This window comes from Acinetobacter pragensis, assembly GCF_001605895.1.
Classification (GTDB): Bacteria; Pseudomonadota; Gammaproteobacteria; order Pseudomonadales; family Moraxellaceae; genus Acinetobacter; species Acinetobacter pragensis.
The window spans coordinates 134,216-153,791 of sequence record NZ_LUAW01000001.1 but is presented as its reverse complement, the minus strand read 5'-3'; the positions used below and the strand labels follow the sequence as shown (position 1 = coordinate 153,791).

The 19,576-nt window shown below is 42.3% G+C and carries 17 protein-coding genes; 6 read left to right on the top strand and 11 right to left on the bottom strand.

Features of this window, described 5'->3' with window-relative positions; translation table 11 throughout:
* Positions 1–2 precede the first annotated feature (2 nt).
* The 6 genes from AZH43_RS00705 to AZH43_RS00675 form a co-directional block, all read right to left on the bottom strand.
* Positions 3–1,076 carry a hypothetical protein gene (locus AZH43_RS00705; RefSeq protein ID WP_067665511.1) on the bottom strand — a complete coding sequence of 358 codons (1,074 nt, stop codon included), beginning with the start codon at positions 1,074–1,076 and terminating at the stop codon, positions 3–5.
* Between the two features lie 31 nt (positions 1,077–1,107).
* Positions 1,108–3,384: a DUF6160 family protein gene (locus AZH43_RS00700; protein WP_067665336.1), complete on the bottom strand. Its 2,277-nt coding sequence runs from the start codon at positions 3,382–3,384 to the stop codon at positions 1,108–1,110.
* A gap of 27 nt (positions 3,385–3,411) precedes the next feature.
* Positions 3,412–4,089, bottom strand: a complete 678-nt coding sequence (locus AZH43_RS00695) for a hypothetical protein (RefSeq protein ID WP_067665333.1) — start codon at positions 4,087–4,089, stop codon at positions 3,412–3,414.
* A gap of 12 nt (positions 4,090–4,101) precedes the next feature.
* Entirely contained in the window at positions 4,102–5,586 is a 1,485-nt protein-coding gene (locus tag AZH43_RS00690) for a hypothetical protein (protein ID WP_067665331.1), read from the bottom strand.
* Positions 5,587–5,837: 251 nt separating this feature from the next.
* Complete coding sequence (dcd, locus tag AZH43_RS00685) at positions 5,838–6,407, bottom strand: dCTP deaminase (RefSeq protein WP_067665328.1); 570 nt, start codon at positions 6,405–6,407, stop codon at positions 5,838–5,840.
* Positions 6,408–6,599: 192 nt separating this feature from the next.
* Positions 6,600–7,193 carry a LysE family translocator gene (locus AZH43_RS00675; RefSeq protein ID WP_067665508.1) on the bottom strand — a complete coding sequence of 198 codons (594 nt, stop codon included), beginning with the start codon at positions 7,191–7,193 and terminating at the stop codon, positions 6,600–6,602.
* Positions 7,194–7,551: 358 nt separating this feature from the next.
* Here AZH43_RS00675 and AZH43_RS00670 point away from each other — a divergent pair, with 358 nt between their 5' ends.
* Genes AZH43_RS00670 through AZH43_RS00660 form a run of 3 tightly spaced genes read left to right on the top strand, consistent with a single transcriptional unit; the run spans position 7,552 to position 11,041 of the window.
* Positions 7,552–8,562 (top strand): TAXI family TRAP transporter solute-binding subunit, encoded by a 1,011-nt coding sequence (locus AZH43_RS00670; protein ID WP_067665322.1) that lies wholly within the window; start codon positions 7,552–7,554, stop codon positions 8,560–8,562.
* Positions 8,559–9,032, top strand: coding sequence for a DUF1850 domain-containing protein (locus tag AZH43_RS00665; protein ID WP_067665319.1), 474 nt, complete (start codon positions 8,559–8,561; stop codon positions 9,030–9,032). Before AZH43_RS00670 ends, AZH43_RS00665 begins: the two co-directional genes overlap by 4 nt.
* Complete coding sequence (locus AZH43_RS00660) at positions 9,029–11,041, top strand: TRAP transporter permease (RefSeq protein ID WP_067665316.1); 2,013 nt, start codon at positions 9,029–9,031, stop codon at positions 11,039–11,041. The genes AZH43_RS00665 and AZH43_RS00660 overlap by 4 nt, the downstream gene beginning before the upstream one ends.
* A gap of 53 nt (positions 11,042–11,094) precedes the next feature.
* On the opposite strand, the gene apbC is transcribed toward AZH43_RS00660, so the two are convergent.
* Positions 11,095–12,363: an iron-sulfur cluster carrier protein ApbC gene (gene apbC, locus AZH43_RS00655; protein ID WP_067665313.1), complete on the bottom strand. Its 1,269-nt coding sequence runs from the start codon at positions 12,361–12,363 to the stop codon at positions 11,095–11,097.
* 395 nt (positions 12,364–12,758) lie between these two features.
* On the opposite strand from apbC, the gene AZH43_RS00650 reads away from it, so the two are divergent.
* Entirely contained in the window at positions 12,759–13,052 is a 294-nt protein-coding gene (locus tag AZH43_RS00650) for a hypothetical protein (RefSeq protein ID WP_067665505.1), read from the top strand.
* Between the two features lie 155 nt (positions 13,053–13,207).
* Here AZH43_RS00650 and AZH43_RS00645 read toward each other — a convergent pair whose 3' ends face one another.
* The 3 genes from AZH43_RS00645 to AZH43_RS00635 form a co-directional block, all read right to left on the bottom strand.
* The gene (locus AZH43_RS00645; RefSeq protein WP_067665310.1) at positions 13,208–13,669 is read right to left on the bottom strand and encodes a hypothetical protein; all 462 of its coding nucleotides are present in this window, start codon (positions 13,667–13,669) and stop codon (positions 13,208–13,210) included.
* Between the two features lie 139 nt (positions 13,670–13,808).
* Entirely contained in the window at positions 13,809–14,609 is an 801-nt protein-coding gene (locus tag AZH43_RS00640; protein WP_067665307.1) for a hypothetical protein, read from the bottom strand.
* A gap of 144 nt (positions 14,610–14,753) precedes the next feature.
* On the bottom strand, positions 14,754–15,296 hold the full coding sequence (locus AZH43_RS00635; RefSeq protein WP_067665304.1) for a hypothetical protein: 543 nt from the start codon (positions 15,294–15,296) through the stop codon (positions 14,754–14,756).
* A gap of 278 nt (positions 15,297–15,574) precedes the next feature.
* Between AZH43_RS00635 and metG the strand changes: the two genes are divergently transcribed.
* The gene (metG, locus tag AZH43_RS00630) at positions 15,575–17,632 is read left to right on the top strand and encodes a methionine--tRNA ligase (protein ID WP_067665302.1); all 2,058 of its coding nucleotides are present in this window, start codon (positions 15,575–15,577) and stop codon (positions 17,630–17,632) included.
* Between the two features lie 63 nt (positions 17,633–17,695).
* Complete coding sequence (locus AZH43_RS00625) at positions 17,696–19,240, top strand: LA2681 family HEPN domain-containing protein (protein WP_067665299.1); 1,545 nt, start codon at positions 17,696–17,698, stop codon at positions 19,238–19,240.
* Positions 19,241–19,435: 195 nt separating this feature from the next.
* Here AZH43_RS00625 and AZH43_RS18810 read toward each other — a convergent pair whose 3' ends face one another.
* Positions 19,436–19,549 (bottom strand): hypothetical protein, encoded by a 114-nt coding sequence (locus AZH43_RS18810; RefSeq protein ID WP_227509756.1) that lies wholly within the window; start codon positions 19,547–19,549, stop codon positions 19,436–19,438.
* Positions 19,550–19,576 lie beyond the last annotated feature (27 nt).

Here is a 19,576-nt window from a genome sequence, read left to right as displayed (position 1 = left end):
TATTAACAGAATTTTAAACTGCCAAAGCAATTTGAAATAGGGGTTTGCCCTAAATCAACACCAGCCAAATTTACTTCTTGCCCCAATGCGCCGCCAATGGCAGCAAAAGCATTTAACTTGACGGCTTGGGTCATTTGCAAGTCCGCAAACTGAGTCGTCGGCAAGGAAATCCACCAGCCTTTTTCAGCGGCTATGGTACGCCAAGAGCCATCGGAAACGTTTTGCCAATAAATATTTTTACTTTGCAAAGACAAAGAGGCATTGCTTGTTGCAATATAATTCCCGCTAGCATCTGTATCAGCAATCATCAATTGATGGGTTGTGGCATAGGGAATCTCATTCATATTAACATTGGTTAATTTCAAACCTAATAAAGATGAAGATGCTTGCGCGGTCATTCCTGTCAAGCTAAATGTCTTGGAGCGTTTTGCAATCAGCGTTGTACTATAATCTGCGACATTAGCAGTACCGTTCAACCAGCATCCCGCCGTTGTTGAAATAACACAAGCGCTTACATTGGTTAAGGTCGCATTTGTCACCCTAATGCCGATATCACCGCTCAGCGTGTTAATACCCGTATCATCACTCAATTGTGTTAAATCTGCATTGGAACCAATACTCATAATGCCGAGTGCAGATAATGCGCCTAGGCGGAATCCGGCTACCGATCGCGTTGAAGAAGTTGCGGCATTATCTATTGCAAATTCAATAAATGGATTATTCAATACAAAGTCTGTACTTGCGCCAGCCCCTGCTTCCTTAGATGTTGTAATGCCAGTAAGTGCAATATTATCAATATCAATATCACAGCCCGCGCCTTTAGATCCGCCGCAGCCTAATTGGAGCTTTTTAATATTGGCATTCAGTGACAGCTGCCCTTCTAGTGAGAGCCGATAAAATCCCATATTTGATTGTTGCATAGAGCCAGAATTTGTACCTTGAACATAAGTCATATTCAGCAAAGACTGGCCAGTTACGTCAGAAAGCGACTGGTCATCCAAATTCGTCATAGCATGCGGCATGGTTGAAAAGCTTAATGCGGACGCGATCCAAACACCTAGAATTGTTTTTTTCATCATATTTCCCTGATTTTTTTTATTTCTTAATTTATCTTGGCGTAATTCCCAAGGTGCTCCGCATCGTACCGCCAGTAATCGCGAGATCTGCAATTTTTTGCATCGCGCCAGACGATGGAGACATAGCGACTTCAGCTGTAAAAGCTTTTCCTTGTCCGCCGGCCAGCGCTTTATAGTTGAATTGCACCTGATTATCCAGCACAACTGTATCGCTCTGCATATGCACTTCACTATTGACGCCGATATGCCCTTGGATTTTATTCAAATTCAGGCTTGAAGTCTTGGTGGTTGTACCTTGCACATCTGAATCAATTAAACTGACAAAGCTTCCTTGGTCATTTGCATCTTTCGGTGCGTTAAATTCAAAGTTGGCTTTTAAAGAGAGGAAATTCGTATCCGGTGTACCAGATGCGCTTTCTAAACCTGGAATAATAAACAGCTCGCCCTTTCCATCCAGTTTAAAAGCGATCGTCGTCAAAACATCATCTTTTTTGGCAAAATTATCAATTGGTACGACTTTTTTAGCACATGTCGTCTGACCAGCTGTACAGTTATATAAGGATCCTGGCAGCTGTCCAATTGCAACCTCAGCTTTGGCCGCCATAAGCAGGCTATCAGCTTTAATATAGATTTCTTTATCTTCAAAACCGATCACACCTTTGGCCTTGATATAAGAATCAATATTCCTTAAACCGGCATAATAGTTAACTTCTTCGCCATGACTCCCTTGCGCGCCATCAATCACAATAATAGATGTGGTATTTGGTGTACCTGTTTTAGTGTCAACACCATACCCATCTGTCGACATGGCTAAATCATAGCCCAGTCCCGTTTTCGTCACATTATTTTTATTGGTATAGTCTTTTGAATAAATGGCGGCATTGGCATTCAAATTATAGATGGGAATGCCTAAACCCCAAGTCGAAGCAGTTTTTGATCCGGCATTAATGTCTGCAATTGAATTATCTGAAATAAAGCGAGCTTTGCGGGCAATGGCTTGAAAATCCATGCCTCGAATTGCCACTAAAACCATATTCTGCGCATTGGCGGTTTGCGATGGATTATATATTTGCTCGTAAGCAGAAGCCCCTAATATATTCTTAATTTGCTCATTGACCACAAAGCCCAATGAATTCGTTCGAATATTATTAATATAAATATCGCCCAAATCGATATATGCATTCTGAGTATTTACTGCAGCCGACGCATCATTCGCAGTTCGCACATTCAGGCGCGTTAAATTTGAAAACTCAATCGCGTAACTGCCTGTCCCTGTATGGCCAAGTTCAAATACCGTGGGATTCAGGCCGCTGTGAAGGAAATCTGCTGACAAGCCGAAGTGCAGCCCGCCAGTATTTTTAAAATCATAGCCTGTTGCCGCAGTAGCTACTGTTTCTGCAGCGCTGCCACTGCCTCGATTCACCTGAGTGAATTGCGCTATTCCTGTTTGATTCGAATTGAACAGAATTTTTGCATTGGTTAAATCACCAGATGCGCCAATACGGATTAAATTTCGTTGATTGGATGTATCTGAACCATAGCGCAAATCTATATTTAAACCGGGATTGGTTGCTGTACCTGTACGGCTGCTGTGTACATCTGTTTTATCTTCAACACGGTCTAAGCTGACAATGTGATCGGTATTGCCATCTCTTGATTTAGTTGTCAGCACAATCCCTTCATCAGCATCGATATACATATATCCATCGGCTGTAAAATTAAAGTTAAAGTCCTTAGACGTTAAATTTTGTCCATTTTGCCCATAGCTGATGCTGGCATTTTGCAAATTAAATTCCAAATGCGCTTTATCGTTACGGTTAAACAGCCCATTGGTGGTCGCCAAATACACCTTTAAGGGTGAAATAGTTGAAAAACTTAAAGACCCTAAATTTTGACTGGTTTCTCCTGATGTGCAATTCGGTTCACACATCAGCATTATTTTTGAAGCCGTGGCAATGAATGGCGATATGCTTGCCGTTAACTCAATCCCTGTGCCTTTTCGCCCTGAGCTATCCGCATTGGTTACACCGACATCCAAATCAACTTTAGACTGAATATTGGTATTGGCGGCAGCAGATTGAATTGTGACATCATGCAGGCCCAGCTTTATTGGAGTTGTTCCCGTACCTGAATAATCAACCCAATTAATCTGATTCGCTTCTACGCGTGAAACTTCATGTGTAATGGAAATGCCGTCCTGGCCTGTAACTGCGCCCAGTGTCTGATCGTTTAATACTTCAAGCGCATAGGCTTGGTTCGCAATACAAACACATGCTGCCAGCAAATTTAGTTTTATTATTTTGTGCATATCAACATCCTTTTGAAATCATTACGATTAGCAGCGGCTTCCCGTTCCACCTGAACAGTTGTAGCTGAAAATCTTCAAATTTCCATCCATGTGCAAATTGCCATGCATATTCAGCCCCATAAAACCTTGTTCCTGCCCATTATCAAAGCTTGGAACAACTTTTCCAGAATCATAGGTGCTGTATTTTGTTGTCGTTAAATAGCCTGTATCACCGGACTCAACAGAAAGGCTGGAAAAACCCAGATTCCTGATTTTCAGAGGATAATTATCATAGAATTTCAGCAGCATAGCTGTTTGCGGATTGCCGTCTTTATTTAAAATTGTTGTGCCTTCCAAAGAGAATTTCTCGATTTGCAGGGTACCTTGAAACTGCTTAAAGACCAGCCACTTTTTCTGTCCATTTTCCACATGATTGTTTGGTGAAATCGCCAGCCTGCACAGCTCAAGCAATGGGCAATCGGTAGACTGCATTTTATAATAGGCTTCAGTAACAATAGCTCGCCCATTTTTATCCGTGCCATTCAATTTTGATATATTTTTTAAACTCATATCCGTTGCATACTGCTGATTTAATGAAAGTGTCCAGCTTAAGTCAGCCCCGCCTTTGCCTGTTACATTCACCAGTTCATCGCTATTCAGCCCAATTAGCCCTGCAGAACAAAGTTGAGAGGATAAAACCAATGGCATAAGTAAAGATCTTTTCATTATATTTCCCCTTTACAAGCCCGTTGTTTTAAATTTCAAATGCTGGATCAGCACGCCATCAATAACAGCAGAGCCCAAATTGACTGCTGTTGACCCGGTTCCAGCGCTTCTAAAAACCACTCCCGTAGAAGCCGCTGCATCATTGGCCTTCAATAAATTCGTAGCTTTATCCAGCGTTACACTGCCGATCGCAATACTGCTATGTGTTGCATTATTGCCTTGATAGGTGACTGCAGATGTTCCTGTTCCGACGGTTAAGACATCTCCGCAGGCGGAGACATTACACGTTGAGCCTTTGTATTCAGCTTTCTGCGCTGCGGTTAAAGCTGTATTTGAACTATCGGTGCTGGCATAGTAAGTATAAATTTTCTTATATATTTCAGGGATGTCAGGTATTCTAGTAACTTCCAGAATAATGTTATTGCCTTCTGAACCCACAACAAAAGGCTGATACATATTACCTAAAACCAAATTGATGTTAGGGCTGTATAAATATAGACCTTCATTCGAATCAAATACCGGGGCAAATGAACGGTCTAAAGCTGGGGTTACAGCCGTTCCATCATCGGATGCGGCAGTGCTGATTCTCAAGCCTTTTGCATTCAGCAAAGTCTTATTCACATCTGTGTTGGCATAAACCAAAGCGGATGGATCATCATTGGTATTGAGACGAATAATACTGGCCATGCCTAATGTTTGGTTCTGCTGCGCGACTGTTGATGCCTGTGTTTGAAATAAGCGAACCTGAGAACCATTTAAACTTAAGCCATTAGCAACGAACTGCAGCCGAATACGCTGCTCTTTTAGCAAATCTGCATCAGCTGCGGCATTTGCTGTGACTGGCGCGCCTGTAATCGGGTCCACTTTGTTGCTGGAATTAAGCGTCCGGGAAAAAGCATCCAGCCAAAAACCCAATTTAATATTGTTATCATCTTCTGATGCAGCCACAGTTGCTAATGGCGCTTCCAAGGTTAAATAGCTGATATCTGCACTGGCATTGCTGGATTGAAATTGGCGAATGCCTGTTGCTGTACCCGCCCTGAATAGCCAAGGATTGGCTTCAGTGCCCCAATTAAAGCCGGCATTGCTGAACCGCTTGTTTAAATCACTATCTGTTTTAGATAACGCCAAGCCATAAATGAAGATATCTGCCTTGGTTCTTTTAGCGCCCAGCACAGCAGAGGTAATTCCTGCATATTTTGAATAATTTTCGCCTACAGGAATAATACGGATAAAGCCTGTATCGTACTGTTCCGCTTTTACGGCATCGGTTCCTGTCAGATTACGGTTATAGCTGGAAGCAGTAGAAGCATCATTTGCGCCTTGAAAAACCATCTTAAAGCCTTCTGGAAGCAATGCCACGCCCTCGCCTGTGGTTTCTGACAGTGCCGCATCTGACAAATCTTGAAGTGCATAAGCGGACTGCGCCAGCAACAGGCTAACTGCCGCCGCCACACAGTTCTGGCGGAATGTGTAAGCTTTTTTTAAACCAGTCATCTCGACCTTCCTTCTTCAGATGCACGGCATCTTTCTTATATTTATTCCTTTCTTGGCATGTTAGTTAGTTTTATACCATCGGGTCCATGATGGAGATATGCCAAGCCACTTTAACTTTTAATTATGCTGAATAAATGCGCAATTGCAAAATAATCCAGCTGAAATGCCCTGCTTTCCGATGAATGAATCACGAAAAAAAGCAGGATCTGAATCCTGCTTTTTTGTCGTACAAAACTTAGAATCTTTATAAATTAAGCTTTTGGCAATGTAACGCCTGTTTGGCCTTGATACTTACCGCCTCTATCTTTATAAGAGGTTTCACAGACTTCATCTGATTCAAAAAACAGCATCTGCGCAACGCCTTCACCGGCATAGATGCGTGCAGGCAAATTTGTCGTATTTGAGAATTCCAAAGTCACGTGGCCTTCCCATTCAGGTTCCAGCGGTGTGACGTTCACAATAATACCGCAGCGCGCATAAGTCGATTTGCCAAGGCAAACGGTTAAAACATTGCGTGGAATACGGAAATATTCCACGGTCCGCGCCAAGGCAAATGAGTTTGGCGGAATAATGCAGACGTCTGATTCAATATCAATAAAGCTTCTGTCATCAAAGTTTTTTGGATCAACAATCGCAGAATGCACATTGGTAAAAACTTTAAATTCACGTGCACAGCGCACATCGTAGCCATAGCTGGATACGCCGTATGAAATCAGTTTTTCACCATTTTCATCGTAACGGACTTGGTTCTCTGCATACGGTTCAATCATGCCGTGTTTTTCGCTCATTTCGCGAATCCAACGATCAGACTTAATAGCCATGTATTTCTATCCAAAAAAAGCGTTAATTCAATTATTGCATGGTACTTTAACTGAAATCGGCAGCAATGAAAATAAGTCAACGCCGCAGCCTGCTGATTTGACGGAATGTCTGCGGCTTACTTTAGTATCTAGACGTCAGCTGGCAGCAAATCTCAATATTATTGCTTCAGCATCGCAATCTCAGTTTTACGCTTAAAGCTTTAATAATGCAGAATAGCTGAGCGGAATTGAAAAGCTCATTAAGACCAGTGAAGCGGTTTTTTGCAGATTGCATTGATTCAGCCAGCTGATTTTATTCGATGTCAGAATTGAACCCAGCACTGTCCATAAAAAAGCAATCGGGACAATAAGCAGTAAGAACACCATCATATGCGCGGTATAATAGCGACCATCAACCCAGACTATTGGCGGGAAAATTGCGGAAGCAAAAAGCAGCGCTTTAGGATTGAGCAGTGTTGCCGCAAACAGCTGCACCGGTCCAATCGTCGCCTGATGATAATCCTCAGCCGCATTTGCCGTTTTCCATAAGCGCACAGCTAAAAACAAAATATAGGCAGCGCTGAATAATTTCAGAACAGTGGGCAGCAAAGGCAATTGCGCAGACACTTTTCCAATGAGAAAGCCCCAAAGGCTGATGGAGATTAAATAGCCAAACGCTTCTGCTGGGATAAGGCGAAAAGATTTGCGTACGCCCACTTGGATGCCGGAGGAAGCAAGCAAGGTATTGGTCGGGCCAGGAGTCAGCAAAATGGTGACCACTAAGCCAATGAAAAACCAAGTGATCATATTCACAGGCCAGCATATATAATGATATAAGTTTAATAATTCACCATAATGAAAGCAATCAAATTTCATGAACGCTGGTAACACTTTTTTAATTTAATCGGCCCTATTCAACATTAAAGCCGCATCATCCTGAATCAAGCCGGTCTTCAGCTTGATGGCCTGCTTGACCCATTCATTTTTCTGATCAATGATTTTATAAATCGAATAATCCAAACTAATAAAAAAAACTATTCAAATGATTTTTAATCAGTTACTTTCTAAAATATGCGTATTTTTTGTTCATTCATCTGATAACGCGCTATCAAGAATAAAAAAGCCGGCTGCATGGCTTTCAGGATAATAAAACGAGGAAAAGTATATGAAAAAATGGACTCAACTCACAGTGCTTTCAATTGCGCTTGCAGGTTTAGGAGCATGCTCAAGCGACAATAAAACCAATACGGCAAAGGATGAGAAAACTCAAGCGAGCGCGCAGGCTGCAGACAAACTTCAGACCAAATTCGTCAACATCGCTACAGGCGGCGCATCTGGCCCCTACAATGTGATTGGCACCAGTTTGGCCGAAATTTACAATAAAACTTATGGCGTCAACTCTAAAACTCAAACCACTGGGGCTTCTGTTGAAAATCTTAACTTGCTCAAACAGAAAAAAGTAGAAATGGCCTTCGTGATGAGTGACAGCTTAACTGAGGCGCTGAATGGCACAGGCAGTTTCAGCAGCGGTAAAATTGATAATGTTCAGCAAATTGCAGCATTGTATCCAAACTATGTACAAATCGTCGCATCGAAAAAATCGGGCATTAAAAATCTTGAAGACTTAAAAGGCAAGCGTATTGCCGTCGGCGCCCAAAACTCTGGTGTTGAAGTGAATGCGCGAACCCTCTTGAATGGTTTTGGCATTACATATAATGATGTAAAAGTTGATTATCTAGGCTATGCCGAAGCAGCTGACGCACTCAAAGGCGGAAAAATTGATGCAGCCTTCTTAACCAGCGGCATTCCCAACTCATCATTGATGGAATTGCAGCAAGGCTTTGATTTGCAGCTGGTCGGCATCAACCCTGATAAAGTCAAACAGATTGCAAAAAATCAACCCTACTTCCTTTCGCTAAATATTCCGAAAGGCACCTATGGTAATGCAGCAGACATCCCGACTGCAGCGATTATGAATGCTTTAGTGGTCCGCTCTGACCTGTCAGAAGATGATGTCTATAAGCTCACTAAAACGTTCTTTGACAGCTTGGGCCAGTTAGCCAACTCACATCAGGCAGCCTCAGAAATTAATTTAGAGACCGCGCAAAAAGGCGTGGTTGCCCCGCTGCACCCTGGCGCTAAGCGTTATTACGATGAACTTGCAGCGAAAAAATGAAACTGAAAAAAAGTGCAGTGCCCGCTGCGCTTTTTCTGCTCGGTTTATGCGGGCTGCTGCTGTTTCCTGTTCATTATACGGATGTACAGGCTGAACAAACGCATTGCCGCATTTCAACGGAACAATTCAATTTGCAATGGAGACATTCGGTCGAAAAAACCCGCTGGATTGAAAACTATCAACGTGAACCGCAGCATTTTAAACTGCGTTATACCGACCTGATTTCATTCGGCGCAGGAACACCAAATGATTATCCAATCATTTTTCAAAAAAACGGCATGATCCGTATGAAGGTGGATCGGCAAGTTGAACAAATCAACTGGATCATTTCCAGAAATATGCAAGGAAGTTTGATCATCGATCAAAAGCTTTGGCCTATTTATCAGCAACACCCCGATTACACCGTGGTGCAGATCACATCACAACAGCGCCCCTTGTGGAAAGCATGGCAGATCGGAGAATGCCTATGAGTCAAAATGAAGATAAAGTTACCCCTGAACAATTAGATGCACAGCAGCAGCAAGCCATTCTAGAACAGTTTGACCGCGAGTCGGTAACCCGTACGCCAAGCAATAAATCTGTGGCTTGGTTTATTGCTGCAGTGGCCATTTTTTATTCATTATTTCACCTATTTATTACCTTTAACCCGCTGCCTGAACTGATTCAGCGCTCGGCCCACGTTGCGATTGGCCTAGTTTTGGTTTTTCTGCTCTACCCCGCCCGCCAGTCCAGTTCCCGGCAAAGCATTCCGTGGCTAGATTGGCTGCTTGCCTTAGCCTCGCTGGCAACTTTTTTATATATTTGGAAAGAATATCAAGCCATTATGACAACGCGTGGCGGCATTCCAAACACATTGGATATTGTTTTCGCCATTTTGGCTGTAGTGCTGGTGGTTGAAGGCGCCCGGAGAGTCATGGGATGGATGCTGCCTATTTTAGGGCTAATCTTTCTATCCTATCCATTCTTCAGTCACTACGACTGGGTTCCTGACCGCCTGCTGACGCGTCCATACAGCATCAGTGATATTTTCGGGCAAATGTATTTAAAAACCGAAGGGCTGTATTCATCCGCAATCGGCGCGTCGGTCACCTTTATTTTCTTGTTTATTTTGTTTGGCGCTTTTCTGGCGAAGTCAGGCATGGGCAAGCTGTTCAATGATCTTGCGATGGCGCTTGCGGGACATAAGCAAGGCGGCCCTGCAAAAGTCGCAGTAATTTCCAGCGGCTTTATGGGCAGCATTAATGGAACAGCCGTGGCCAATGTCGTAGGGACAGGTTCATTCACAATTCCGCTGATGAAGAAAATTGGCTACCACAAAAATTTTGCCGGCGCGGTAGAAGCCAGCGCCTCTGTGGGCGGGCAAATTTTACCGCCTGTCATGGGCGCCAGTGCATTTATCATGGCTGAAACCACAGGGGTAAGTTACGGCACCATTGCGCTTGCAGCAACACTACCTGCCTTGCTTTACTATTTAGGAGTGATGGCGCAGGTCCATTTCCGCGCGGGGCGTGATGATTTAAAAGGCGTGCCTAAAGCTGATTTGCCGCATGTTAAAGATGTTTTAAAAGAACGCGGGCACTTGCTTATCCCTATTGTGGCTTTAGTCTTTTTTCTATTTCAGTCCATCCCTGTGAGTTATGCCGCGGTCTATACCATTGTCTTGACCGTGGTCGTGGCGAGTTTCCGCAAATCAACCCGCATGGGCTTCAAAGACATACTGGAAGCGCTCGCTGACGGCGCGAAGCAATCCCTTTCGGTAATGGCAGCCTGCGCCGTAGTCGGCATTATCATTGGTGTTGTGAGTTTAACCAGTTTTGGCTCTGTCATGACCTCATCAATCATGAGCATTGGCGCCGGCAGCCTGTTTTTGACCCTCTTCTTTACCATGATTGCATCGATGATTTTAGGCATGGGACTGCCTTCAATTCCTGCGTATATCATTACAGCGACCATGGCGGCGCCGGCGCTGGCTAACTTTGACATTCCAACACTTGTAGCGCATATGTTCGTGTTCTATTTTGGCCTGTTTGCCAATATTACACCGCCTGTCGCCTTAGCCGCCTTTGCCGGTGCAGGCATTGCAGGCGGCGACCCGATGCGTACCGGCTTTCAAGCCCTGAAGCTTTCATTAGCCGGGTTTATTGTGCCCTTCCTGTTCGTCTACAACCCCGCCATGCTCATGATTGATACAACCAATGCCGCGGTGAATGCGCGTGAGTTTGCATTCCCTGCATGGACAACCATCGTCAGCATTGTCTTTACCTCTGTCGTCGGCATTCTAGCGCTTGGCGCGGCAGTTGAAGGCTACTTCAAAGTCAGCATGAACTGGTTTTGGAGGATTTTCTTAGGTATTGGCGCCTTGTGCCTGATTATTCCAGAAACCATCACGGATATTGTCGGGATGGTGATGGTTGTGATCGCCATTAGCGTCAACATCATGCAAGCTAAAAAACAGAATCAGTCCTATTCACCCTCTTAAATCGGTACAAAAAAGCCCAGCGGTAAAACGCTGGGCTTTTTGCTTTGACCAAATCAGAAAATACGGTTCTGATCTTTTTCTGCAAGGGTTAAGCCGGCAGCAATTTTTTCTGCAATTGCCATATAGCTTTCAGCCGCTTCATCTTCAGCCGCTACAGAAGGTTTGCCGGCATCAGCATTTTCACGAATCTGCACATTTAACGGCAACCGTCCCAGCAAAGGAATATTGTACTGTTCTGACAATTTATCACCGCCGCCCGTGCCAAAAATCTGCTCTTCATGGCCGCAGTTCGAACAGATGTGTGTCGACATGTTCTCGACAACACCAATCACTGGAATCTGTACACGGTTAAACAGTTCAATGCCTTTTGTTGCATCCATCAGCGCGACATTTTGCGGTGTCGTTACAATCACAGCGCCCGTCACAGGAATGCGCTGCGCCATGGTCAATTGAATATCGCCTGTACCCGGCGGCATATCAATCATCAGCACATCCAAATCCGGCCATAAAGTTTGATTGAACAGCTGCATAAGCGCGCCTGTCGCTTTCGGGCCGCGCCAAGCAACTGGGGTATTATGATCGCCAGTGAGATGGCCGATAGACAGCACCGCCAAACCATAAGCATCCAGCGGGATAAAATGCTCCGCTTCAATCATCGGGGTACGGCCTGCATTGCCCAGCATGGTTGGAATGCTTGGACCGTAAATATCGGCATCCAAGACACCGACCTTCAGGCCCAGTTTTTGCAGCGCCAGCGCCAAATTGACCGTGGTTGTTGATTTGCCGACACCGCCTTTGCCTGATGACACTAAAATGACATTTTGAATACGCGGATGTTTCGGCACATCGCGCTGCTGCGGTGCTGCTTTTTGAATAGGCGGATTATTCGGATCTGTATCTTCTGCTTTTTGTACAGGCGCTGCCGATGCGTCTACAACCGGCGGCAAGCTGTTCTTAAGCGCTGCGCTTTGCGCTTTAGGCTGGCTCGAACAGCTTTCGCCTTCGGCATGCTGATGACCGCAGCCGCCTGAAGTATGGCCGGTTTTTTGCTGAATGACATGCATATTCAATTCTGTAATGCCGCATTTATCCAGCGCGTCCGCCAAATCATCATGAATCTTCTGCAGATCATCCGCTTCGGAGGGAAAGGTATTAATGGTGATCTGCAGTACTTGCCCCTGCACATTCACTTGGGTAATGCGGTCTTTCAGCGCATGCTCTGAATTGGGCAAAATATAGCTTTGAAGCACTTGCTGGACTTCTTCTTCCTTCACCTCCTGCGAGGGCGAAAAGACCGATTTAAGCGAAGACAGCCACGACATAGAATTACTCCAAAAAAGCAGAAATACAGCAAATTATTGATAGTTTAACGACAAATACGGTCTAGGTTAAGCATCGAATTTAAGAAGTTGCAGGATAAAGCCAAAAAACCAAGCAAAACACTAGGTTTTCGTTTAATTCTAGATACATTTCAACAATACAGTTTTGATGTTTTTTTGATATAAATTTCAATATTGGGCGCTGCGCGCTTTTATCTCAGAGCCATGCGCCATTCTGTATGCTTTTATTTAGCGCAAGCACTGCTTTTCTGCAATCAGCTGAACTCATGCACACCTCATTAAACATATAAAAGACGATGATGTGCAACGAAGCCCAAAGAAGCTGAGACTGGACTGCTTTGCAGAAATGCATTTTATGTATTATCAGGGGAATGAAAATGAAAAAATTACTGTTTATCCTTCTTTTGACTGCAAGTTTCAGTCATGCGGCCAATGTCGAAAGTTTTGTTACGGCGGAGCGCCAGTCAATTACCCTAGGTGATTCCGTAGAAGAAATGCAAGCGCGCATTAAGGTCTCCCCACTTACAGTAAATTCATACGCAGCGCCGCAGAAAGATCAAACAGAAGAACTGGCGATTGATTACACCTATGAAATTGAAAACATGCGCTATGTCATTACTGTGGTGAATGGGAAAATCAGCCAGATTCAAACTGAAAATTTGAATAAATAATGTTGTACCAAGCGCAGTAAAAGCCCTGAATTTGCAGATGCCCAGCTTTTAATAGCAATACGTGTTTGCGCTTTTAATCTTTACTAAAAAAAATCCATCGCTTAATGGCAATGGATTTTTTTCATTTAAAGCTTTTGTATTTACAGCGGCATCAATTAAGCCTGATCATCTTTTTTAAACTTGCCTAAAGTCTCTGTGGCTTTTTTCTTCAGCTCATCAAACTTTTCACTGGCCTGAACTTTCAGCTCATCCAGCTTAACCGAAGCCTCCTGCTTAAGTTCGGCCGCTTTTTGCTTAGCTTCATCCAGCTTGTGCCCCGCCTCTTCTTTCAGATGATCAAATTTTTCCTGTGCTGCCACTTTAGCGCTTTCAGCTTTGACTTTCAGATCTTCAACTTTTTCAGTCACAGCCGCCTTATCTTCCGCATGCCGCACTTCTGCATCACGCTTCAATTCGTCCACTTTTTTCTCTGCCTCAAGCTTTACTTCTTTAGCAGAATGCTTAAGATCATCCAGCGCTTTTTCACCTTGCAGCTGCGCCTCTTTCGCGGAATGCTTTACTTCATCCCCCAGTTCAGCAGCTTTGTTTTTCAATTCATCCAGCTGATTATTGCTCATACCCTGCTCTCATTGATCTTATAAATTGTCTAACAATAGATATACCACCAATACGCGCAAAATTTGTTCACAGCATCATTTTGAAACACTTTATGACAAACTGAAATACAGCATTTTATATAACGATGAAATCAGCTTTTTATTTCTTCACCGTGCTGATAAAGCTGACCATCGCAAACAGCCAAATAAACAGAATGAAACTGCGCTCACGGTTAAAATGCTCCACGTCTGAACCATGCACAATGTTATGGCGCGTTGCAGTCACAGAGGAGCTGCTGTCCATTTTCAAGGCTTGCAGTTCTAAAAAGTAAGGGTTGATGTCGCTGGCAATTTTCACTTTATGCCATAGCCCTTTAACTTCATGACCTTTTAATCCGGGTACAATTTTATAAACATCAATATATTTAGTCTGATTCAGCTGCAAATAGCCGCGTTCCGCTAAAGCTTCTGTGAGAATGCCTTCAATTTGACCATACAGCACGGTGACACAGCCGGCATAGCACTGCTGCTGATACATCTTTAAGCATTGCTCAATCACTTGACGGTGCAGCGGCAAATTGCCGCCAATCTGCAAGGCATCTACAGCTGTCAGCAATTCATTTTTAAAGTAATCTCTTTCAATCAGATCCAGCAGGCTAAACTCAGCTTTATCTTCTTCCTGTTCATAAGCCATTTTCCAAAAGTACAGCAGATTTAACGCATCATTGGCAATGGGCGCATCGCTTTCGAATTCAATTTGATCCGCCAGCACGGCAAAATAGGCCTCCTGAGGCTCCCCTTTCCTTAACTCACTGACCAAATGGCTATGCGGCGCTGCACCCATAGAAGCCAAATACTGCTGCGCTTCTTTTAAGATCTGATTGCCGAGCTGTTTTTTAGCGCTTGCATTTTGCGGGATACGGGTCACCGGCTGGTCGAAATCGAAATCATCATCGATCATGGGCTTATACTCTCAAAAAACGGGCTGAATGTCGCATTATCCCTGTTATTGCCTAACGAATATAGAAGAAAATAGGGTTTAACCGCTTTTACTATTGTATGCACACAGCGTCAGCCACGCATTTCATGGAAATCTAAACTGGATTCAGCGTATTTTATACACACTGAACAGCAATGCTTGGCTTTCAGAAATCGCCCAGTAATCATGCGCGTAATTTTCAGCATCATTCAACCTGAGAAAATTTTGCTGTGAGCATGCTTGCTCTACTGTTTTAATCGGCTTCTCTGAACCATACACAATAAATGAATCATGAGCTTTATAATCATTATGCGCTCTTAACCATTCTGCTGGCTGTACATAATGAATATTTGAATGCCAGCTTTTCCAGCGTTTTTTGACGGTGGGTTTAATACATTCCATTTGTGTACTTTCGTTTTGATTTTCTTGATGCTGCAACCTCAATAAAAATTGCTTTTTGGTGTGTTCATCCAAAGGATAAACAACAACCCAATTACCTGAATCCCCTACATGCATTCTCTGATAGAAAAATATAGGTTGAGTTAAAGAGGGAAAGCGCTGGCGATCATACTGTTCGCTTTGCGCCAATCTTGCTTCATTTACATGATCTCTGATATTTCCAAGCCATATAGACAGCGAAAGATAGAGCATCATGATCATCGCAATCATAAAAATAGCCGTATGACCCAAAAACCGGGATATCCCATATAAAATTGAATGAGAAAAATCCGTAAATTTTTTTATGCTTTTAGGGGACAAAGTCAGGCCTCTTATTTTTTATGTTTTCACCTTTATCAAAATACTTTAAATCGCACTGACAGCATTCATGTATTCATCATATTTCCAAAATCTTTTGCAAAGAATTCACTTATTCCGTTGTGCATCCGCTCCCTATCTAAGGTAAAATCGTTGGCCTTATATAAAATACGAATGAGAGAGTTATATCCGTGCGTAATATTTTAGTCACTAACGCCCTTCCATACGCCAATGGCCCGATCCATATGGGTCACTTACTTGGTTATATCCAAGCAGATATCTGGGTTCGTGCCATGCGTGCAATGGGCCATGAAGTGACTTATGTCTGCGCGGACGATGCTCACGGCACAGCCATCATGCTGCGTGCCGAAGCCAACGGCATTAGCCCGGAAGCGCAAATTGCCAATGTGCAAAAAGAACACATCCGTGACTTTGACGGTTTTGGCGTGCATTTCGACCACTATGACTCGACCAACAGCGCTGAAAACAAAGCCCGTTCAGAAGAAATTTATATTAAGAACCGTGAAGCAGGCAACATTGCTGTACGCCCTGTGACTCAATTATTTGACCCTGAAAAAGGCATGTTCCTGTCTGACCGCTTCATTAAAGGCACGTGCCCAAAATGCAAGGCAGAAGATCAGTACGGAGATTCTTGTGAAGTCTGCGGTACAACCTATAACGCGACTGAACTGCTGAATCCGAAGTCGACATTAAGCGGCGCGGCGCCTGTAGAAAAATCTTCAGATCATTACTTCTTTAAACTGCCGAACTTTGCCGAATACCTGCAAAAATGGACACGCGATGAAGGCCGCCTGCCTGTTTCAATTGCCAACAAGCTGGATGAATGGTTCGACAATGGCTTGAATGATTGGGACATTTCACGTGATGCGCCTTACTTCGGTTTTGAAATTCCAGATGCGCCAAACAAATACTTTTATGTTTGGGTAGATGCGCCGATTGGCTACATGTCGAGCTTTGAAAACTACGTAAAAACCAAGCGTCCAGATTTAAGTTTTGATGATTACTGGAAAAAAGATTCTAAAAATGAGGTGTATCACTTCATTGGTAAGGACATCGTGTATTTCCATGCGCTGTTCTGGCCTGCAATGCTGGAAGGCGCAAACTACCGCACGCCATCAGGTTTATTCGTAAACGGTTTCTTGACTGTAAACGGTCAGAAAATGTCGAAATCCCGCGGCACATTCATTAAAGCAGAAACGTATTTAGAGCATTTAAACCCTGAATATTTACGTTATTACTTCGCGTCTAAACTTTCTGACAAAGTTGAAGATTCTGACTTGAATCTTGATGATTTCGTGCAAAAAGTAAACTCAGATTTAGTCGGTAAAGTGGTGAACATTGCCAGCCGCTGTGCAAAATTCATCAACACGAAGTTTGACAATAAATTGTCTGCCGCATGTGCAGAGCCTGAATTGGTTCAAAGCTTTATTGATGCGGGCGATTCGATTGCTAAAGCGTATGAAGCGCGTGAATTCTCTGCGGCAATTCGTGAAATTATGGCGTTGGCAGACCGCGCCAACCAGTATATTGATGAGAAAAAACCTTGGGCGCTTGCGAAGCAAGAAGGTCAAGAACAGCAAGTGCATGACGTATGTTCTGTCGGCATCAACCTGTTCCGTCAATTGGCTGTTTATCTTGCACCTGTATTGCCAACGCTTGCAGCGCAAGTTCAGGACTTCTTGAAACTGGAATCTTTCGATTTTGCTTCTGCGCAAACAATTTTAGTTGATCATGAAATTGCGCTGTTCCAGCCGCTGATGCAGCGTGTAGACCCGAAAGCAGTTGCTGCTATGGTCGATGCGTCTAAAGACTCTTTAGCGGCTGCAGCTGAACCTGCAAAAGTTGAAAAGAAAAAAGAGAAGAAAGTAGAAAAGAAACCTGAGCCTAAAGTGGGTGAAGCTGAAATTATTGGCATCGAAGACTTTATGAAAGTTGACCTGCGTGTCGCGGAAGTTTTAGATGCGGCTACCGTTGAAGGTTCTGACAAGTTGCTTCAACTGACTTTAAATGTCGGTGAAGCTGAACCGCGTAATGTATTCAGTGGTATTCGTGAGTTCTACCAACCAGAAGATTTAAAAGGCAAATTGGTGGTGATGGTGGCAAACCTTGCACCGCGTAAAATGCGTTTTGGTATTTCAAACGGTATGGTTTTAGCTGCGGGTAATGGCGAAGGGTTTTGGGTGATTTCACCTGAAAGCGGCGCTAAAGCTGGTGATAAAGTGTCTTAATTTTTAGACACTTATGAAAAGCCCTGCTATATTTTAGTAGGGCTTTTTATTTAAGTAAATCAAATGAAATTGGAATTAAAAAAAATCAATGAAGCTATAAATGCTATTTCTTATTCAATTGATACTGAACAATATGATGAAGCATTGTTAGGTTCGGAGATGATATTAAATGAACTCGAAAAGTATGAAACTTCCGAATCAGTATTACATTTATTATTTAATTTAGCAGGGCAATTTATAGACGTAGGTACATCGTTAAGAAATAAGAATGCAGTTTCTAAAGGTATTAAAATTTTAGAGACTCACTCAGAGTATTATGAAAACCAATCGAATATTAACTATTATTACAATTTAGCAAATGGAAAAATTGCATTAGCTAATGATTGTGGTTATTCGGAAGATGATGTAAATTTCAAAAATATAGAATTATTTAATGTTATAAAAAATTTATATTGGAAGGCTTATAAATTAATTAAAAAAGAAGATAACTACGTTTTATATCAACAAAATATAATTAATCTTGCAAATGTTCTCAAACAACAATTTAGATTTTCGGAAGCCCTGCAACTCTATAATTCAGTAATTAAAGAAAATACCCCATACCCTCAAGCTTGGCTAAATCGAACATCATGTTTAGAGCAATTCGATCAATTATTAGATCATCGCACTGAAAAAATGATTACTGAAATAATAAAAGGATATAAATTTGCTAGCGAATCTCCGTTAATCCCTAAAGCTTGGATTCCCTATTATAATCATAAGATAGATTATTTAACTGAACAATTAAATTCCAAAAATTTAGATCTTGACGAATTAGAGACATCTAAAGAAAATTCATCAATGACTGAATTCCGACAATGGTGTATCAAAGAAAATTTAACTTTGAATATTCACGGTATGTATTGTCCATGCATAGTAAATGAACGAGACACTTTAACTTTATTTGAAAACGTCGTTTCTTCTCAGAATATTCTTCAGTACGAACAATACTTAAATCGTATTAAAGCTGAGTTTTCGTTAGTTCGTGTTCTTTACTATGAATCTAAATTTACTGAAAGTTCTAAGCTTGATTTTGAAAGCTGTTATTCTGAATTAAATGAAAAAGAAATCATCAATATAAGATCAGAAAAATTAAGAACTTGTTTTAGATTATGCTTTTCAATATTAGATAAACTAGCAATATTTTTATGTCATTACTTTTTACTTAAAATTGAAAAAAATACTGCATTTAATAACTTTTGGCATAAAAATAAATCTATTTTAGAAAGCAAAGATAATTTTGCTTTGATTGCAATTAATAGTCTTATATACGATCTAAATGAACAAAATGGACAATTTGGATTTTATAAAAAATGGCGAAATTCTCTAGAACACCACATTTTATTTTTAGTTCCTGATTCATTTGAGCTCTCCAATGACTCAACTCATACTTATGTAAAAATCAGCGAATTTGCAAGTAGTCTTCTAAATTTACTTCAATTTACACGATCGGCTATCTTCTCAACTGTATTCTCAATCGTTGAAGATTTACGTCAAAAACAACCTCTTGATCGAGAAAATACAATGGAGATCAAAATTCATAAGAAAGATTTTAATCAAGTTTACTAATCTACTAAAACCTCTCCCTAGCCCTCTCCTACAGGAGAGGGAAATCCAATGTAAGTATAAAATGGCATCAAAACTGTAATCCCCCCAACCGTCTCCCAAAAGGAGAAAGAACTACCAACAAACCTTTAAAATGCACGCATCAATCAGCCACAAAAAAGCCCCTACTTCTAGAGGCTTTTTAACATTATGTATCCGTTACTTCAAAACAAATTCCCAAATCACATAGCCAATCCCAAAGCCGAGCAACGAATAAGACGTGATAATGAAATACACAAAGCTTGCTTTATTTTTCTTTTTCCAAAAACCCATACCGCCACCTAAATATGCCAATTTGCA

Excerpts from the sequence above, each read along its gene's own strand:
- AZH43_RS00705 (WP_067665511.1), bottom strand. The coding sequence starts at position 1,076 with ATGAAAAAAACAATTCTAGGTGTTTGGATCGCGTCCGCATTAAGCTTT.
- AZH43_RS00700 (WP_067665336.1), bottom strand. The coding sequence starts at position 3,384 with ATGCACAAAATAATAAAACTAAATTTGCTGGCAGCATGTGTTTGTATT.
- AZH43_RS00695 (WP_067665333.1), bottom strand. The coding sequence starts at position 4,089 with ATGAAAAGATCTTTACTTATGCCATTGGTTTTATCCTCTCAACTTTGT.
- AZH43_RS00690 (WP_067665331.1), bottom strand. The coding sequence starts at position 5,586 with ATGACTGGTTTAAAAAAAGCTTACACATTCCGCCAGAACTGTGTGGCG.
- dcd (WP_067665328.1), bottom strand. The coding sequence starts at position 6,407 with ATGGCTATTAAGTCTGATCGTTGGATTCGCGAAATGAGCGAAAAACAC.
- AZH43_RS00675 (WP_067665508.1), bottom strand. The coding sequence starts at position 7,193 with ATGATCACTTGGTTTTTCATTGGCTTAGTGGTCACCATTTTGCTGACT.
- AZH43_RS00670 (WP_067665322.1), top strand. The coding sequence starts at position 7,552 with ATGAAAAAATGGACTCAACTCACAGTGCTTTCAATTGCGCTTGCAGGT.
- AZH43_RS00665 (WP_067665319.1), top strand. The coding sequence starts at position 8,559 with ATGAAACTGAAAAAAAGTGCAGTGCCCGCTGCGCTTTTTCTGCTCGGT.
- AZH43_RS00660 (WP_067665316.1), top strand. The coding sequence starts at position 9,029 with ATGAGTCAAAATGAAGATAAAGTTACCCCTGAACAATTAGATGCACAG.
- apbC (WP_067665313.1), bottom strand. The coding sequence starts at position 12,363 with ATGTCGTGGCTGTCTTCGCTTAAATCGGTCTTTTCGCCCTCGCAGGAG.
- AZH43_RS00650 (WP_067665505.1), top strand. The coding sequence starts at position 12,759 with ATGAAAAAATTACTGTTTATCCTTCTTTTGACTGCAAGTTTCAGTCAT.
- AZH43_RS00645 (WP_067665310.1), bottom strand. The coding sequence starts at position 13,669 with ATGAGCAATAATCAGCTGGATGAATTGAAAAACAAAGCTGCTGAACTG.
- AZH43_RS00640 (WP_067665307.1), bottom strand. The coding sequence starts at position 14,609 with ATGATCGATGATGATTTCGATTTCGACCAGCCGGTGACCCGTATCCCG.
- AZH43_RS00635 (WP_067665304.1), bottom strand. The coding sequence starts at position 15,296 with ATGATTGCGATGATCATGATGCTCTATCTTTCGCTGTCTATATGGCTT.
- AZH43_RS00625 (WP_067665299.1), top strand. The coding sequence starts at position 17,696 with ATGAAATTGGAATTAAAAAAAATCAATGAAGCTATAAATGCTATTTCT.
- AZH43_RS18810 (WP_227509756.1), bottom strand. The coding sequence starts at position 19,549 with ATGGGTTTTTGGAAAAAGAAAAATAAAGCAAGCTTTGTGTATTTCATT.